Here is a 14,056-nt window from a genome sequence, read left to right on the forward strand (position 1 = left end):
GCATCATGGGTTGAAAATCGGAGCCAGATGTTTGGGTGGGAGCCAGAGATGCCAGCGGAAAGTGGGACAGCCCGTTCCCTCAAGAAGAGTGCGGCCAAGCGTGCGTTCAGCCAGCAGGATCGGCAACTGCTGGCCGGCTACGCCGCCATGGTGGACGGCCTGGCCGAGATGTTCGGCAAGCACTGCGAAGTGGTGTTGCACTCGCTGGAGGATCTGGAGTGCTCGGTGATCAAGATTGCCAACGGCTTCAACACCGGCCGTACCCAGGGTGCGCCCATCACCGATCTGGCGCTGCGCCTGCTGCCGGAGCTGGAACAGCAGGGGTTGAGCCACAGCCAGGCCTATTTCACCCAGAGCCGGCTGGGCTCGCCGATGAAGTCCTCGACCCTGGCCTTGCGCAACCTGCAGGGAGACATCATCGGCCTGCTGTGCATCAATCTGCACCTGGGGGCGCCCTTTCATGAATTCATGGCCGACTTCCTGCCCAAGGCCACCGAGCTGACGGAAGTCTCGCCGGAGAACTTCAGCAACAACGTGGAAGAGCTGGTGACCCTGACGGTGGAGCGGACCATCGAGGAGATCAATGCCGACCCGGAAGTGGCCAACAACGCCAAGAACAAGCAGATCGTCACCACGCTCTACGAGAAAGGCATTTTCGACATCAAGGACGCCATCGCCATGGTGTCGAACAAACTGAATATATCCAAACACACCGTCTATCTTTATATTCGGCAAAAAAAACGCGATGACGAAGAACCATCGCCCAACCAGGAGTACCCATGACTAAAACCGTAATCGCCACCGACAAGGCCCCCGCCGCCATCGGCCCCTATGTGCAGGCCACCCGTATCGGCAACATGGTCTATACCTCCGGTCAGATCCCCCTGGATCCGGTCACCATGGATATCGTCGAAGGCGGCATCGAAGCCCAGACCAAGCAGGTGATGGACAACCTGATGGCGGTACTGGAAGAAGCCGGCGCCAGCGCTTCCTCCGTGCTGAAAACCACCTGTTTCCTGTCCGACATGAACAACTTCCTGGCCTTTAACGAAGTTTATGCCAGCTATTTCGTGGCCGGCGCCCCGGCCCGCTCCTGCGTGGAAGTGGCCCGTCTGCCCAAGGACGTGCTGGTCGAAGTCGAGGCCGTGGCCTACGTCGAGTAAGTCTCCGCGGGGCGATTCTCGTCGCCCCGTTTTTGTCCGGATCCGCCGATGAACCCTTCTCCTCTTCGTTTTGCCCTGCTGGTCACCGGGCCCTGCTACGGTACCCAGTCCGCCGCCGACGCCTATCGTTTCGCCCGGGCCCTGCTGCAGCAGGGGCATGTTATCGACAATGTCTTCTTCTATCAGGACGGGGTGCACAACGGCAGCCTGCTGATCCAGCCGGCCGGGGATGAGGTTGACCTGCACCGGGCCTGGGTCGAACTGGCCGAAGAGCAGGGGCTGGCGCTCGACCTTTGCGTGGCGGCGGCGCTGCGCCGCGGACTCAGCGACCAGGCCTCCTCGCAACAGGCCGGGCTGGCGCAGTGGAACGTGGTGGCGCCTTTTCGCCTCAGCGGCCTGGGAGAGCTGGCGCAGGCTTCCTTGAGCGCCGACAGGGTGGTGCAATTCTGATGAACCGAATCGCCTTTGTCTTTCGTACCTCGCCCCATGGCTCGGCCTCCGGCCGGGAAGGGCTGGACGCAGTCCTGGCCACCTCGGCCCTGAGCGAGGATATCGCGGTATTTTTTATCGGCGATGGTGTCTACCAGCTGCTGGCGGGGCAGGATCCCGCCGCCGTGCTGGGCCGCCATCATGCGCCGACCTTCGGTCTGCTCGAGTTGTACGATATCGAGACGGTCTATGTCTGCGCCGAGTCGCTGGCGGAGCGTGGGCTGAACGGGGCCGAGCTGGTCATTGAGGCCAGCGCGCTGGCGCTGCCCGAGCTGAAGCAGCAACTGGCCGGTTACGACGTGCGACTGCGTTTTTGAGGTGACTATGCTGCATACGGTCAAGGACTCCCCGCTGAACCATCACACCCTGGCCCAGGCCCTGCGCTATATGGAGGCCGGAGATCGGCTATTGTTATGGCAGGATGCCGTCATCGCGGTGGCGGCGCCGGCCTGGCAGGCACGACTGCAACCTTTGGCCGAGGCCGGTGGTCTATATGTGATGCAGGAGGATCTGCAGGCCAGGGGGCTGCACGCCGCCCTGGGACAACCCCTGACCATGGCGGAGCTGGTGGCGCTGGTGGCGGAGCTGGGCAGTCCCCAGGCCTGGTGAGGCGGGGTAGAAATCACCGACAGGAATTGTATAAATCTTGACTCAAAAACGAGGCAAGCATAGAATTTTGCGTCCCCGCTTTCGGGGATGGATTTTTCACAACTGTAGAACGATATTTTTCAGGAGCTGTTAATGGCAACAATTAACCAGCTGGTGCGCAAACCGCGTCAAAAGAACGTAGCCAAGAGCAACGTTCCGGCGCTGGAAGCTTGCCCGCAAAAGCGCGGCGTATGCACCCGCGTGTACACCACCACCCCGAAGAAGCCGAACTCCGCACTGCGTAAGGTGTGCCGTGTTCGTCTGACCAACGGTTTCGAGGTGAACTCCTACATCGGTGGTGAAGGTCACAACCTGCAAGAGCACTCCGTGGTGCTGATCCGCGGTGGCCGTGTTAAAGATTTGCCCGGTGTTCGTTACCACACCGTGCGTGGCGCACTGGACACCTCTGGTGTTTCCGCTCGTCGCCAAGGCCGTTCCAAGTACGGCGCCAAGAAGCCCAAGGCTTAATGGTTCTCCGTTAAGTAAGGCCAAACATTTTATTTTTTAACCTGTTTTGTTTTGGGTTATCCCTGAAGTTACGGAGAGTTTGCAATGCCAAGACGTCGCGTAATCGGCCAGCGTAAAATCCTGCCGGATCCCAAGTTCGGATCCGAACTGCTGGCGAAGTTCGTAAACGTAGTAATGGTAGACGGTAAGAAATCTACCTCTGAAAATATTGTTTACGGTGCTTTGGACATCGTTGCTGCCAAAACCAGCAAGGAGCACCTGGCTCTGTTCGAAGAAGCCCTGGACAACGTTCGTCCTACTGTTGAAGTTAAATCCCGCCGGGTGGGTGGTTCTACCTACCAGGTTCCGGTTGAAGTACGCCCCGTGCGTCGTAATGCCCTGGCCATGCGCTGGCTGGTAGACGCCGCCCGTAAGCGTGGTGAAAAATCCATGGCTCAGCGTCTGGCTGGCGAGCTGCTGGATGCCGCTGAAAACAAAGGCTCTGCGGTCAAGAAGCGTGAAGACGTGCACCGTATGGCCGAAGCCAACAAAGCGTTCGCACACTATCGCTGGTAATTGGACGGGCGCGGTCAAGGCCGCGCCTCTTCGGTTGCTGACTAAGGACAGTTGACCTTAGCAAGAGGATATCATTGTGGCTCGTACAACCCCAATTGAGCGCTATCGTAACATCGGTATCAGCGCTCACATCGACGCCGGTAAGACGACGACTACCGAGCGTATTCTGTTCTACACCGGTGTAAACCACAAGATCGGTGAAGTGCATGATGGTGCTGCCACCATGGACTGGATGGAGCAGGAGCAGGAGCGTGGTATTACCATTACCTCTGCCGCTACCACCTGTTTCTGGGACGGTATGGCGCACCAGTATCCCCAGCACCGTATCAACATCATCGATACCCCTGGACACGTTGACTTTACCATCGAAGTGGAACGCTCCATGCGGGTGCTCGATGGTGCCGTCATGGTGTACTGCGCGGTGGGTGGCGTTCAGCCCCAGTCCGAAACCGTGTGGCGCCAGGCCAATAAGTATCACGTACCGCGTATCGCCTTCGTCAACAAGATGGACCGTACCGGTGCCAACTTCCTGCGCGTGGTGTCCCAGATCCAGAGCCGCCTGAAAGGCGTTCCGGTACCGGTACAACTGCCGATCGGCGCCGAAGAGGGCTTCCGTGGCGTGGTCGACCTGGTCAAGATGAAAGCCATCGACTGGAACGACGAAGACAACGGCACCAGCTTTGAATACCACGACATTCCTGCAGAGATGCAGGAACTGGCCGAAGAGTGGCACCAGAACCTGGTGGAAGCCGCCGCCGAAGCCAATGAAGAGCTGATGGAGAAGTACCTGGAAGAAGGCGCACTGAGCGAGGAAGAGATCAAGTCCGCGCTGCGCAGCCGGGTGCTGAACAACGAAGTCATTCTGGTGACCTGTGGTTCCGCGTTCAAGAACAAGGGCGTACAGGCCATGCTGGACGTGGTGGTCGACTACCTGCCGTCGCCGGTGGAAGTACCGGCCATCGCCGGTGTGAAGGAAGACGGTGAAACGCCGGACAGCCGTACCGCCGACGATGCCGCACCTTTCGCCGCCCTGGCGTTCAAGATAGCGACCGACCCCTTTGTGGGTAACCTGACCTTCTTCCGTGTCTACTCCGGTGTGATCAACTCCGGCGACACCGTGCTGAACTCCGTCAAGGGCAAGCGCGAGCGTTTCGGCCGTATCGTACAGATGCACGCCAACAAGCGGGAAGAGATCAAGGAAGTGCGCGCCGGTGACATCGCCGCCGCCATCGGTCTGAAAGACGTGACCACCGGTGACACCCTGTGTGCCCAGGACGCGCCTATCATTCTCGAGCGGATGGAGTTCCCCGAGCCGGTTATCTCCGTGGCCGTCGAGCCGAGAACCAAGGCAGACCAGGAAAAAATGGGCCTGGCCCTGGGCCGTCTGGCGCAGGAAGACCCGTCTTTCCGCGTGTGGACCGATGAAGAATCCGGTCAGACCATTATCGCCGGTATGGGCGAGCTGCACCTGGACATCATCGTCGACCGTATGAAGCGTGAATTCAAGGTGGAAGCCAACGTGGGCAAACCCCAGGTGGCCTACCGCGAAACCATCCGTGGCTCCGTGGAGCAGGAAGGCAAGTTCGTGCGTCAGTCCGGTGGTCGTGGTCAGTTCGGTCACGTCTGGATCAAGATCGAGCCGCAAGAAGCCGGTGCCGGCTACAAGTTCGAGAACGCCGTTGTCGGTGGTGTGATTCCGAAGGAATACATCCCCGCCGTTGACAAGGGTATTCAAGAGCAGATGAAGCAGGGCGTTCTGGCCGGTTATCCGATCGAAGACATCAAGATCACCCTGTACGATGGTTCCTACCACGATGTTGACTCTTCTGAAATGGCCTTTAAGATCGCCGGATCCATGGCGTTCAAGGCCGGTTTCATGAAGTGCAACCCGGCGCTGCTTGAGCCGATGATGAAGGTTGAAGTAGAAACGCCGGAAGAGTACATGGGTGATGTGATCGGTGATGTTAACCGTCGTCGCGGCATCATCGAAGGCATGGAAGACGGCCCTACCGGCAAGATAGTCAATGCCCTGGTACCGCTGTCCGAAATGTTCGGCTATGCCACCGACCTGCGTTCTCAGACTCAGGGCCGTGCTTCTTACTCCATGGAGTTTGCCAAGTACGCCGAAGTGCCTGCGAACATGGCAGAGGCGGTTATCGCTTCTCGCAGAGGTTAATTAATTTTTGTTTTAACTCCCCACCCGCCCTGCGGGTGGGATCAAACTAGGAAGGACTAGGTCGTGTCTAAAGAAAAATTTGAACGTACAAAACCGCACGTCAACGTCGGTACCATCGGCCACGTTGACCATGGTAAAACCACTCTGACTGCTGCCATCACCAACGTGCTGGCCAAGAAATTCGGCGGCGCCGCCCGTGCCTTCGACCAGATCGACAACGCTCCGGAAGAAAAAGCCCGTGGTATCACCATCGCCGCTTCCCACGTCGAGTATGACACCGAAATCCGTCACTACGCGCACGTTGACTGCCCCGGCCACGCCGACTACGTGAAAAACATGATCACCGGTGCGGCCCAGATGGACGGCGCCATCCTGGTGGTTGCTGCCACCGACGGCCCCATGCCGCAAACCCGTGAGCACATCCTGCTGGCCCGCCAGGTAGGCGTACCCTACATCGTCGTGTTCATGAACAAGTGTGACATGGTTGACGACGAAGAGCTGCTCGAGCTGGTAGAAATGGAAGTGCGCGAGCTGCTGTCCGAGTACGACTTCCCGGGCGACGACATTCCGGTTATCCAGGGTTCCGCCCTGAAAGGCCTGGAAGGTGACCCCCAGTGGGAAGAGAAGATCCTGGAGCTGGCCAACGCCCTGGACACCTACATCCCCGAGCCCGAGCGTGCCATCGACGGTGCCTTCCTGATGCCGATCGAAGACGTGTTCTCCATCCAGGGTCGTGGCACCGTGGTTACCGGCCGTGTTGAGCGTGGTATCGTGAAAGTGGGTGACACCATCGAAATCGTTGGTATCAAAGACACCATCACCACCACTTGTACCGGCGTGGAAATGTTCCGCAAGCTGCTGGACGAAGGCCGTGCCGGCGAGAACATCGGTGCCCTGCTGCGTGGTACCAAGCGTGAAGAAGTTGAGCGTGGTCAGGTTCTGGCCAAGCCCGGCTCCATCAAGCCGCACACCAAGTTCGAGTCCGAAGTGTACGTACTGTCCAAGGAAGAAGGTGGTCGTCACACCCCGTTCTTCAAGGGCTACCGTCCGCAGTTCTACTTCCGTACCACCGACGTGACCGGCACCATCGAACTGCCGGAAGGCGTTGAGATGGTAATGCCTGGCGACAACATCAAGATGGTCGTGACCCTGATCGCTCCCATCGCGATGGAAGACGGTCTGCGCTTCGCCATCCGTGAAGGCGGCCGCACCGTTGGCGCCGGCGTTGTTGCCAAGATCATCGAGTAATCGGGATCCGGCAATCGCTAAAAAAGGAGGCTTCGGCCTCCTTTTTGCGTTTCAGGGGCTGTACGTCAACTTATTATTAGAATACTCTAATTTAATGTGTTGCCGATGGCGACTCCCGGCCGGCATGGCCTGCAACGAGGCTAGACTATGGATATCAGACAGGTTAATGCCACCTTCGCGGTGGCGGATCAGATCACCGAAGAAGATTTGCCCCTGCTGAGGGCCCGCGGCTTCCGGACCCTGATCTGCAACAGGCCCGATGGCGAGGTGCAAGGGCAGCCGGCGGCCGAGGCACTGGCGGCCCGGGCGCGGGAGCTGGGTTTCGAGTGGCATTGGATCCCTATCTCTTCCGGCAACTTTACCCCGGACGCCATCCGGGCCTTCGAGCTGGCCCTGGCCGCCACCGAGCAGCCGGTGCTGGCCTTCTGCCGCAGTGGTACCCGTTCCGTCACCCTCTGGGCCCTGGCCCAGTCCTCCCGGCAGACGGCGGCGGAACTGATTGCCGCCGCCGCCCGGGCCGGATACGACCTGTCGCCGATGGCGCCGCTGTTCGACGCCCGCTTCAGGGGCTGAGCCGTGTCCTTGCCCCTGCTCGGCTGGTTCCGCCATTACGACAAGCCGACCCTGGCCCAGGATCTGGGGGCGGCGCTGATCGTCACCCTGATGCTGATCCCCCAGTCGCTGGCCTACGCCATGTTGGCCGGATTGCCGCCGGAGGCGGGACTCTATGCCAGCATATTGCCGCTGGTGGCCTATGGCCTGTTCGGCTCGAGCCGTACCCTCTCGGTCGGACCGGTGGCGGTGCTGTCGCTGATGACGGCCGCCACCCTGGGACAACTGCAACTCGAGGGTGTGCACTACCTGGATGGTGCCCTGGCCCTGGCCTTGATGAGTGGCGGCTGGCTGCTGTTGTTCGGGCTGCTGCGGCTGGGTTTTGTCGCCCACTTTATCAGCCATCCGGTGATGTCCGGCTTTATCAGCGCCTCGGCCCTGCTGATCACCCTCAGCCAGCTGGGCCCGCTGCTGGGGGTGAGGCTGGAGGGGCATCAGTTGCAGGCCCTGGGCTCCCTGGTACGGCAGTGGGATGCCATTACCCTGGCCACTGTGGTGATTTCGGTGGCCAGCCTGACGTTGCTGCTCTGGTCCCGTTACCGGCTTAAGGGCATGCTGTTGCGCCTGGGCGTGGACGAGGGGCTGGCTGCATCCCTGGTGCGGCTGACGCCGGCCTTGCTGGTGATGGTGGCCATGCTGTTGTCGTGGGGGCTCGATTTGGGTGCCCTGGGTGTTGCCCTGGTGGGCGAAGTGCCGTCGGGACTGCCTGCCTGGAGCTGGCCGCAGTGGTCTGCCTTGCCCTGGCAGGCGCTGATCGTGCCCTCGTTGCTGCTGTCCCTGGTGGGCTTTGTGGAGTCGGTCTCGGTGGGGCAGACCCTGGCGGCCAAACGTCGCCAGCGGATCTCCGCCAACCAGGAGCTGATCGGGCTGGGGGTTTCCAACATCGCCGCCGGCCTGTCCGGCGGCATGCCGGTTACCGGCGGTTTCGCCCGCTCCGTGGTCAATTTCGATGCCGGGGCCCAGACCCCGGCGGCCGGCATCTACACCGCCGTCGGCATAGCGCTGGCCGGACTCTGGCTGGCCCCCTGGCTCGGTGTCCTGCCCAAGGCGGTGCTGGCCGCCACCATAGTGGTGGCCGTGCTGGGGCTGCTGGACTGGCGCCAGTTTCTCCATACCTGGCACTACTCCCGTACCGACTTTGTCGCCCTGGGGCTGACCTTTCTGGTGACCCTGGCGGTCAACGTCGAGCTGGGGTTGCTGGCCGGTATCGCGGCCTCCCTGCTGCTGCATCTCTACCACAGTTACAAGCCGCACTGGGCCGAGGTCGGCCTTATCGCCGGCACCGAGCATTTCCGCAACCGGCTGCGCCACCAGGTGGAGCTGGACCAGAGCCTGCTCTGCCTGCGGGTGGACGAGAGCCTCTACTTCGCCAATGCCGGCCAGTTGGAAGACATCGTCGCCACCCTGGTGAGCCTGCGGCCCGAGGTGCGACACCTGGTGTTGCAGTGCAGTGCTGTCAATCGCATCGATGCTTCCGCCCTGGACAGCCTGCAGATGATCAACGACCGGTTGCAACTGGCCGGCATCGGCTTCCACCTGGCCGAGGTCAAGGGGCCGGTGATGGACAGGCTGCGGCAGAGTTCTTTTCTCGACCGGCTGAACGGGCGGGTCTTCCTGACCATGTACCAGGCCTGGAACGGGCTGACCACCCAGCCGGAATATGTGATCTGAGCCGTTTTTTTCGGCAAGGAATAACTTGCATTGATAACCACTATCATTTAGATTTGTTCCATCCAGGCGGAGGACTTTTCTTATGTACGTGTGTTTGTGCAAGGGTATTACCGAGCGTCAGCTTAAACAGGCCATTGCCGAAGGTAACACCGAGTTCAAGCAACTGAAGCGCGAGCTGGGCGTGGGTTCCCAGTGCGGCAAGTGCATCCCGGTGGCCATGGCCATACTGGCGGAAGAAAACGCCAAGACCGCGCTCTATTACGAAGTCGCCTGAGACCGCTTTATCAATTTCAGCCCCTGAACTACGTTTAGAAGACTTCACACTGACTGGAGTCCGGTTCGATGAAAGGGGATCCCAAGATTATTTCCTACCTCAACAAGGTGCTGGGCAACGAGCTGGTTGCCATCAACCAGTATTTCCTTCACGCCAGGATGTACAAGGACTGGGGATTGCATCATCTGGCCGACAAGGAATATCACGAGTCCATCGAAGAGATGAAACATGCGGATCTCCTGGTCGAACGTATCCTCTTCCTCGAAGGCGTTCCCAACCTGCAGGATCTCGGCCGGCTGCGTATCGGCGAGGAGACCGAGGAGATGATCAAGGCCGATCTGTCCCTGGAGCTGGACGCCATCCCCGATCTCAAGGAAGCCATCGGCTATGCGGAATCGGTGCGGGATTACGTCAGCCGGGATCTGTTCAACGAGATCCTGGAAAACGAGGAAGAGCACGTGGACTGGCTCGAGACCCAGCTTGGACTTATCGACAAGGTGGGTATCCAGAATTATCTGCAGGCCCAGCTGGTGGACGACGACTGAGTTCCGCTCCCGCTCAAAACGGAAAAAGCCCCGCCCGGGGCTTTTTCCGTTTTGGGACTGCTCATCCGCCCCGGCTTTGGATACTATGGACCCAGACTTTAGCAAGGATGTCGATAGCGATGAAAAATACTCACAGAACCCTGCCTCCCCACAAGAATGTCGCGCTGGTGGCCCACGACCATATGAAAGAGCAGCTGCTGGAGTGGGTGGCCAGCCGGGCCGAAGAGCTGAAGCTGCACCACCTGTACGCCACCGGCACCACGGGCACCATGCTCAGCCGCAAGGTCGGGCTGCCGGTGCGCTGCCTGATGTCCGGCCCCATGGGCGGGGATCAGCAACTGGGCGCCATGATCGCCGAGGGCAAGATTGACGTGCTGATCTTCTTCTGGGATCCGCTCAACGCCGTGCCCCACGACCCGGACGTCAAGGCCCTGTTGCGCCTGGCCACGGTATGGAATATCCCGGTGGCGACCAACATCGCCACCGCCGACATGCTGATGGACAGTGTCCAGATGAGCCGGGACTTCAGTATCCGCATTCCGGACTATGACGGCTACCTGAAAGAAAGGACGGCCGGCTGAGCCACTCCCTTTGTCCGCCTGACCGGGTAGTGGCGTTGTCTGTCCAGGTAAGCCTGAGCGCTCCGGCCGTAGCCGGGAGGCTCAGTTCCGGCCCAACTGCTTGTAGGCGTATTTGGGCCTGGTATTGAGGATCTGGTTCTTCTGCTCTTCGGTCATGTTGGCGGGGTTGAGTCCCAGGACCTTGAAGGTGAGCAGGGGGCGGGCTTCCAGGGTGATCATCAGCGGCTTGATGGCGCTGAACCCGGGCTCGACGGGCTCACCGTAGGCGTAGGTGAGGATGCCCTGCTCCAACAGATTTTTGACGGCCGGCTCGGTAACCGGCAGTTTTATGACACTCTTGCGTTGGATCACGAACTCCCGCAGCACCGCCTTCTCGCCCGCATCCAGATAATCCAGCACTTCCTTCAGCAGTTTCTGTCGCACCAGTCGCTGCTTGCGATAAAACACGTGCTGAAACAGCAGTATGGCGCCATGGGCGAGAAAGTAGGAGGCCGAGACCACCATCCCCAGCACGAACAGCAGGCGATAATCGGCCAGCCAGAGTCCGAAGGCGCCGGCGAACAGGCTGTCCGGCAACAGGGTCACCAGGGTGCAGCTCAGCAACAACCAGCACATAAACCAGTTAAGCGGCGAAACCTCTCGTAAATCCAGCATGCTTGTCTCCACAGTCCCGGGGCGTGTCCAACCTGTCCCCGGCTAAAGCAATTGCTGTGCCATTGTATGGGCGCACAGCCACAGAGAACCGTTTTAGTTTCATTTGTGTATCGGATAGGTAGCCAAAAATTTATTTTTACATTAAATGTATACAAATGATCTTAACATTGTGCCTGTTTTGTGTTTTATTGGTACTCAATTTGTCGCCATTGTTACAGCTGACAGGGAGTCCAGGTAATGAGTACAGTTACACTAGAGCAGGCACTGACGATCACGCGTGGTGCCTTGCAGCACGGGATGGAAGTGGGCACTGCGCCCCTGACCGTTGCCGTGCTGGATAATGCTGGCCGGCTGGTGTCCTTGCAGCGCCAGGACGGTTCCAGCCTGCTGCGGCCGGATATCGCCGTCGGCAAGGCCTGGGGCGCCATCGCCCTGGGGCGCAGTTCCCGCGGTCTGGCGGAAATGGCCGCGGCCCGACCGGCCTTTATGTCGGCGGTCAACGTGCTGGCCCAGGGTAATATTGTGCCTGTGCCCGGCGGCGTGCTGATCCGGGACGCGGCCAACCGCCTGCTGGGTGCCGTCGGCATCAGCGGTGATCAGTCGGACGTGGACGAGGCTTGTGCGGTCGCGGGAATCACATTGGCCGAACTGATCGCGGATTGCGGCTAGTCTGGCAGCGTTGTGCAGTAACTTGTTGTTTTGGTCGAGGGGTAACCTTGGTTACTCATTTTTACGCGCCCGCTTCGGTGGGCGCTTTTTTTTACTCATTTTCACGGGATTCCGGTATGGTTAGCAAAAATAAACTTCCATTCCAATGGCCTGGAGCCTGAAACCCCGTATGTCCCGGATCAGAGTCAAGAACGAAGAAAAGATCATCCGTGCCGCCAGCCGGATCTTTGCCGAAAACGGCTATGCCGCCACCAAGACCGCCGATATCGCCGAACTGGCTCAACTGCCCAAACCCAATATCTACTACTACTTCGGCAGCAAGGAAAAGCTCTATCGGGCGGTGCTGGAGAGCGTGACCGAGCCGCTGCTGGCGGCGTCGGCTCCCTTTATCGAGTACCGGGATCCGGTGAAGGCCCTGACCGCCTATATCAAGGCCAAGTTGCTGATCTCCCGGGACTACCCCTATGCCTCCAAGGTCTTCGCCAGCGAGATCATGCACGGCGCTCCCCACCTGCCGGAGGACATCATCGCCCGCCTGAGCGAGCAGACCCGCACCCTGAGCGCCAAGCTGAACGACTGGGTGGGGCAGGGGCTGATGGCGCCGGTCAACGGCCATCATCTGCTGTTCGCCATCTGGGCCTCCACCCAGACCTATGCCGACTTCAACTGGCAGATCACCATGGCCCTGGGCAAGGAAGAGCTGGACGACGGCGACTTCGACCAGGCGGCGGAGGTGATCACCCGGCTGGTGATCGACGGCTGCCGGGTGAAATCCCTGACGGAGGGCTAGGGCCGGGCGGGATCGTTCTTGGCGGTGTCCGCCAGGCTGGCATCGGGCATCCACCACCCCAGCACCAGGCAGAGCAGGGCATAACTGGACAGGGCCAGGAATACCGGCATGATCCAGTCGCCGCCACCGTTGCCCTGGTACTGCCAGCCGAGCAGGGCCACCCCCAGAGTGCCGCCCAGGGAACGGATAAAGTTCATCAGCGCCAGCCCCGAGCCTAGTTGGTGGGCGGGCAGGGCGTTCTGCACCGCGATGGAGCAGGCCACGATCAGAAAGCCGATGCCCACCCCGGCCAGGATCAGCGCCGGATAGAGCCATAACCCCGGCTCCTGCCCCTGGAATACCCACCACAAGCCACCACAGCCCAGACCCAGTGTGACTCCGCCCAGCAAGGGGAAAGGCCGGCAGAATCCCTGGCGGGCAATGCGCTTGCCGCTGACAAAGGTGCCCAGGGTCACGCTCAGGATAAACCATAACAGTACCTGGCTGGTTTGGGCGGGCGTCATCGCCAGTTGCTGCTCCAGCCCCAGCGGCACATAGACCAGCAGCGCCAGCCGGATGGCCTCCGACAGGGCCAGCAGCAGCACGGCGATGCCGAACAGCCGCTCCTTCAGGAAACGCAGGGGCAGTACCGGGCCCGGGTGTCGCCACTGGTGCCAGACCAGTACCAGGCTGAGCAGGGCGGCCAGCCCCAGCAAGAGGGGCTGGTAGCCGGCCAGCGCCGGTGCGATCAGGGGGACATTGGCCGCCAGTCCCCAGCCGGCCCCCGTCAGTAGCAGCAGCAGGATGCCGACACCGTCCTGTTTTCCTTTGGCGCCCTGGTGGCCCAGATCCTTCAATGCCCAGTGGTTGAGCCCCAGCGCCAGCAGCCCCAGCGGCACCTTGAAGATAAACAGCCAGCGCCAGTCGAACAGGCCGATGATCAGGGCGCCGAGCAGGGGTCCGGCCACGCTGGAGATGGCGAAGATGGCGGAAATATAGCCCTGGTAGCGGCCCACCTGGCGTGGCGGTATCACATCGGCGATCACCGCGAAGGACAGGGCGATCAGGCCGCCGCCACCGGCGCCGGTCAGCAGCCGGGTAGCGAGCAGGGCCGGCAGGGTGTCGACCAGGCTGCTGGCGAGCGAGCCCAGGGTAAAGAGCGCGAGGGCCATGGCCAGACAGGGGCGGCGGCCGAAGCGGTCGCTCAGCCGGCCGTAGACCGGCATGCTGAGGGTCATGGCGAAGAGGTAACTGCTCACCAGCAGCGGGGCCAGCTCCGGTGCCGCGAAAGCCCGCCCCAGGGTGGAGAGCGCCGGCATCAGCAGGGTGATTTCCAGGGCGCCCAGCATGATGGCCAGGGCCACGCCGAGAAAAACCTGCTGTACGCGCCGGCGTTCGGCGTGGTGAAGGTCTCGAGTCATCGTTTGGCTTTGCTCCCGCTACACTTAACACAAAAGACAGAAAAAATTGCCGCCATCAACGTACACAAGTGTTGAGTAAATTGCTTGTGGCAGCAATCGCTTAATACATGCCG

General features: G+C 60.6%; 18 protein-coding genes. 16 read left to right on the forward strand and 2 right to left on the reverse strand.

Annotated features, from left to right (window positions below):
• The first annotated feature begins 48 nt into the window (after window positions 1-48).
• The 14 genes from AN401_RS01670 to AN401_RS01735 all read left to right on the forward strand — a co-directional run bounded on the left by AN401_RS01670 (window position 49) and on the right by AN401_RS01735 (window position 10,430).
• Window positions 49-783, forward strand: coding sequence for a helix-turn-helix transcriptional regulator (locus AN401_RS01670; RefSeq protein WP_094040570.1), 735 nt, complete (start codon window positions 49-51; stop codon window positions 781-783).
• Entirely contained in the window at window positions 780-1,163 is a 384-nt protein-coding gene (locus AN401_RS01675; RefSeq protein WP_094040571.1) for a RidA family protein, read from the forward strand. Before AN401_RS01670 ends, AN401_RS01675 begins: the two co-directional genes overlap by 4 nt.
• 48 nt (window positions 1,164-1,211) lie before the next feature.
• The gene (gene tusD / locus AN401_RS01680; RefSeq protein ID WP_094040572.1) at window positions 1,212-1,613 is read left to right on the forward strand and encodes a sulfurtransferase complex subunit TusD; all 402 of its coding nucleotides are present in this window, start codon (window positions 1,212-1,214) and stop codon (window positions 1,611-1,613) included.
• Window positions 1,613-1,969 carry a sulfurtransferase complex subunit TusC gene (gene tusC, locus AN401_RS01685; protein ID WP_094040573.1) on the forward strand — a complete coding sequence of 119 codons (357 nt, stop codon included), beginning with the start codon at window positions 1,613-1,615 and terminating at the stop codon, window positions 1,967-1,969. Before tusD ends, tusC begins: the two co-directional genes overlap by 1 nt.
• 7 nt (window positions 1,970-1,976) lie before the next feature.
• Complete coding sequence (gene tusB, locus AN401_RS01690) at window positions 1,977-2,261, forward strand: sulfurtransferase complex subunit TusB (RefSeq protein ID WP_094040574.1); 285 nt, start codon at window positions 1,977-1,979, stop codon at window positions 2,259-2,261.
• A gap of 132 nt (window positions 2,262-2,393) precedes the next feature.
• Entirely contained in the window at window positions 2,394-2,768 is a 375-nt protein-coding gene (gene rpsL / locus AN401_RS01695) for a 30S ribosomal protein S12 (protein WP_094040575.1), read from the forward strand.
• An 84-nt stretch (window positions 2,769-2,852) separates the two neighbouring features.
• Window positions 2,853-3,323 (forward strand): 30S ribosomal protein S7, encoded by a 471-nt coding sequence (rpsG, locus tag AN401_RS01700; protein ID WP_094040576.1) that lies wholly within the window; start codon window positions 2,853-2,855, stop codon window positions 3,321-3,323.
• 76 nt (window positions 3,324-3,399) lie between these two features.
• Window positions 3,400-5,499, forward strand: a complete 2,100-nt coding sequence (fusA, locus tag AN401_RS01705) for an elongation factor G (protein ID WP_096778371.1) — start codon at window positions 3,400-3,402, stop codon at window positions 5,497-5,499.
• A gap of 63 nt (window positions 5,500-5,562) precedes the next feature.
• On the forward strand, window positions 5,563-6,747 hold the full coding sequence (tuf, locus tag AN401_RS01710) for an elongation factor Tu (protein WP_096778336.1): 1,185 nt from the start codon (window positions 5,563-5,565) through the stop codon (window positions 6,745-6,747).
• A gap of 147 nt (window positions 6,748-6,894) precedes the next feature.
• Entirely contained in the window at window positions 6,895-7,320 is a 426-nt protein-coding gene (locus AN401_RS01715; protein WP_094039634.1) for a TIGR01244 family sulfur transferase, read from the forward strand.
• Window positions 7,321-7,323: 3 nt separating this feature from the next.
• On the forward strand, window positions 7,324-9,030 hold the full coding sequence (locus AN401_RS01720; protein ID WP_096778372.1) for a SulP family inorganic anion transporter: 1,707 nt from the start codon (window positions 7,324-7,326) through the stop codon (window positions 9,028-9,030).
• Window positions 9,031-9,112: 82 nt separating this feature from the next.
• A complete protein-coding gene (locus AN401_RS01725; RefSeq protein ID WP_094039632.1) occupies window positions 9,113-9,304 on the forward strand; it encodes a bacterioferritin-associated ferredoxin in 192 nt (63 codons plus the stop codon).
• Between the two features lie 68 nt (window positions 9,305-9,372).
• A complete protein-coding gene (bfr, locus tag AN401_RS01730; RefSeq protein ID WP_094039631.1) occupies window positions 9,373-9,849 on the forward strand; it encodes a bacterioferritin in 477 nt (158 codons plus the stop codon).
• 119 nt (window positions 9,850-9,968) lie between these two features.
• Window positions 9,969-10,430, forward strand: a complete 462-nt coding sequence (locus AN401_RS01735) for a methylglyoxal synthase (protein ID WP_096778373.1) — start codon at window positions 9,969-9,971, stop codon at window positions 10,428-10,430.
• An 81-nt stretch (window positions 10,431-10,511) separates the two neighbouring features.
• Here the strand turns inward: AN401_RS01735 and AN401_RS01740 are convergent, their stop codons facing one another.
• On the reverse strand, window positions 10,512-11,084 hold the full coding sequence (locus AN401_RS01740; protein ID WP_096778374.1) for a superinfection exclusion B family protein: 573 nt from the start codon (window positions 11,082-11,084) through the stop codon (window positions 10,512-10,514).
• A 237-nt stretch (window positions 11,085-11,321) separates the two neighbouring features.
• Here AN401_RS01740 and AN401_RS01745 point away from each other — a divergent pair, with 237 nt between their 5' ends.
• Window positions 11,322-11,753, forward strand: a complete 432-nt coding sequence (locus AN401_RS01745; protein WP_096778375.1) for a GlcG/HbpS family heme-binding protein — start codon at window positions 11,322-11,324, stop codon at window positions 11,751-11,753.
• Window positions 11,754-11,922: 169 nt separating this feature from the next.
• Entirely contained in the window at window positions 11,923-12,543 is a 621-nt protein-coding gene (locus AN401_RS01750; RefSeq protein WP_096778376.1) for a TetR/AcrR family transcriptional regulator, read from the forward strand.
• Here the strand turns inward: AN401_RS01750 and AN401_RS01755 are convergent.
• On the reverse strand, window positions 12,540-13,943 hold the full coding sequence (locus AN401_RS01755; RefSeq protein ID WP_096778377.1) for an MFS transporter: 1,404 nt from the start codon (window positions 13,941-13,943) through the stop codon (window positions 12,540-12,542). The genes AN401_RS01750 and AN401_RS01755 overlap by 4 nt on opposite strands.
• Window positions 13,944-14,056 lie beyond the last annotated feature (113 nt).

Source organism: Zobellella denitrificans, assembly GCF_002407485.1.
GTDB lineage: Bacteria > Pseudomonadota > Gammaproteobacteria > Enterobacterales > Aeromonadaceae > Oceanimonas > Oceanimonas denitrificans.

Excerpts from the sequence above, each read along its gene's own strand:
- AN401_RS01740 (WP_096778374.1), bottom strand. The coding sequence starts at position 11,084 with ATGCTGGATTTACGAGAGGTTTCGCCGCTTAACTGGTTTATGTGCTGG.
- tusB (WP_094040574.1), top strand. The coding sequence starts at position 1,977 with ATGCTGCATACGGTCAAGGACTCCCCGCTGAACCATCACACCCTGGCC.
- tusC (WP_094040573.1), top strand. The coding sequence starts at position 1,613 with ATGAACCGAATCGCCTTTGTCTTTCGTACCTCGCCCCATGGCTCGGCC.
- AN401_RS01745 (WP_096778375.1), top strand. The coding sequence starts at position 11,322 with ATGAGTACAGTTACACTAGAGCAGGCACTGACGATCACGCGTGGTGCC.
- AN401_RS01715 (WP_094039634.1), top strand. The coding sequence starts at position 6,895 with ATGGATATCAGACAGGTTAATGCCACCTTCGCGGTGGCGGATCAGATC.
- rpsG (WP_094040576.1), top strand. The coding sequence starts at position 2,853 with ATGCCAAGACGTCGCGTAATCGGCCAGCGTAAAATCCTGCCGGATCCC.
- bfr (WP_094039631.1), top strand. The coding sequence starts at position 9,373 with ATGAAAGGGGATCCCAAGATTATTTCCTACCTCAACAAGGTGCTGGGC.
- AN401_RS01755 (WP_096778377.1), bottom strand. The coding sequence starts at position 13,943 with ATGACTCGAGACCTTCACCACGCCGAACGCCGGCGCGTACAGCAGGTT.
- AN401_RS01750 (WP_096778376.1), top strand. The coding sequence starts at position 11,923 with ATGTCCCGGATCAGAGTCAAGAACGAAGAAAAGATCATCCGTGCCGCC.
- rpsL (WP_094040575.1), top strand. The coding sequence starts at position 2,394 with ATGGCAACAATTAACCAGCTGGTGCGCAAACCGCGTCAAAAGAACGTA.
- AN401_RS01735 (WP_096778373.1), top strand. The coding sequence starts at position 9,969 with ATGAAAAATACTCACAGAACCCTGCCTCCCCACAAGAATGTCGCGCTG.
- AN401_RS01675 (WP_094040571.1), top strand. The coding sequence starts at position 780 with ATGACTAAAACCGTAATCGCCACCGACAAGGCCCCCGCCGCCATCGGC.
- AN401_RS01670 (WP_094040570.1), top strand. The coding sequence starts at position 49 with ATGCCAGCGGAAAGTGGGACAGCCCGTTCCCTCAAGAAGAGTGCGGCC.
- tusD (WP_094040572.1), top strand. The coding sequence starts at position 1,212 with ATGAACCCTTCTCCTCTTCGTTTTGCCCTGCTGGTCACCGGGCCCTGC.
- AN401_RS01725 (WP_094039632.1), top strand. The coding sequence starts at position 9,113 with ATGTACGTGTGTTTGTGCAAGGGTATTACCGAGCGTCAGCTTAAACAG.